Consider the following 1,323-nt stretch of genomic DNA (forward strand, 5'->3'; position numbering starts at 1 on the left):
CTTCTTATTTTTTGTATGGAGGGGGTATTACAGATGATGGATTACTATCAAATGTTTTTAATTACTATAGCAGGTATTGCTTTATTTTTTTATATACAACATGCTGGAAAACCAACGAAAAGAAACAAATGGAAGTTTTTAATTGTAGTATTTTTATTTTACCTTTTGAATTATTTATTTCTTAAATTTTTATAGATAGATATAGAGGGGATACGTTTAACATTCTAAAATATAAAAAAGGAAGGGGTAATCCTTCCTTTCATTATCCAGTATGTCCATGTGAATATTTAATAATATTTACAGTACTTTGAGTGCTTGTTGAAGGATTTGATCCAAAAGTTACTGTTACAACAATTAAGATACCCAGTAAGCTAACCGCTAATTTTTTCATTTTAATGCTCCTTTTTTAAAGTTTTTTTCACTGGCTTTACTAGCTTCATAAAAGTAATAGCTGGCTTTTTTATGATTATTTTCTTTGTAAAATTGGGTTGCTAACTTTTCAGTATATTCATTTATATACTCATATAGTTCTTCGCGTTCAAAATAGGAAATTCCTTCTAAAACAGTTTTTTCTATATCAGTAGCACAACTATTTAGATTCATTTTTTCTAAAATCTTAAAGTGATGTATATAGCCCTCAATTCCCAATTGAGTAGAAAGCTGCAGGCCTTTTTTTATTAATTCTTGAGCAGTTTGATGTTCTCCTAATTTATAATGTTCCCTAGCTTCAATAAAAACAGCTTTATAATCGCTAGGTAGCTTCTGATTAACTTCAGATAAATAACGTAATGCTACCTCGGATAAATTCTGTGTAGCATACATAAATCCTAGATTGTGACGAACAATCAAAATATTGTATTCTAAATTTTCTTTTTGGAATGTATCCATAGCCGAGATAAAGTGTTCCTCAGCTAATTCCCACTCCTTTAAATGAGTACATGCTAATCCATATAGGTTATTACAGAAGGCAACTTTCAATTCATACCCAGGATGTTTTGAAAATATATCTTTAGCTTTCATTACATGATTAATACATAAAATCGATTTATGTGTATGACAATAGAAAATGGCCAACTCATAATGGAATTCAGCATGTTCAATCTCATCAGGAATTGTTTCTAATAGGTATTCAGCTTTATCGTAATGTATTTTTGCAAGGCTATGATTGCCGGTAACATTGGAATGAATGGCTTTAAAGAAGTGATAATAGTATGAAAGGAAATCGTCTGTAGGAGTTTTGTAAGCATCACTTTGTTTAAAGCTATCTTTAGAAATACTTAAGCTATCAATTAAATATTGATGTCTAAAATCTAGTAGTGAGTA

3 protein-coding genes are annotated in these 1,323 nt (G+C 29.5%); 1 reads left to right on the top strand and 2 read right to left on the bottom strand.

What is annotated here, in order from left to right; all coding sequences use genetic code 11:
* Positions 1–195: hypothetical protein (locus ABWK52_RS29560; protein WP_353772395.1), on the top strand; the 195-nt coding region annotated here is incomplete at its 5' end.
* Between the two features lie 67 nt (positions 196–262).
* Here ABWK52_RS29560 and ABWK52_RS29565 read toward each other — a convergent pair.
* Both ABWK52_RS29565 and ABWK52_RS29570 read right to left on the bottom strand, forming a co-directional pair.
* Positions 263–391 (bottom strand): hypothetical protein, encoded by a 129-nt coding sequence (locus tag ABWK52_RS29565; RefSeq protein WP_255289055.1) that lies wholly within the window; start codon positions 389–391, stop codon positions 263–265.
* The coding region (locus tag ABWK52_RS29570; protein ID WP_353772394.1) for a tetratricopeptide repeat protein at positions 388–1,323 on the bottom strand (936 nt) is incomplete at its 5' end. The genes ABWK52_RS29570 and ABWK52_RS29565, both read right to left, overlap by 4 nt.

Source organism: Bacillus sp. AP50 (assembly GCF_040492675.1).
Classification (GTDB): Bacteria; Bacillota; Bacilli; order Bacillales; family Bacillaceae_G; genus Bacillus_A; species Bacillus_A cereus.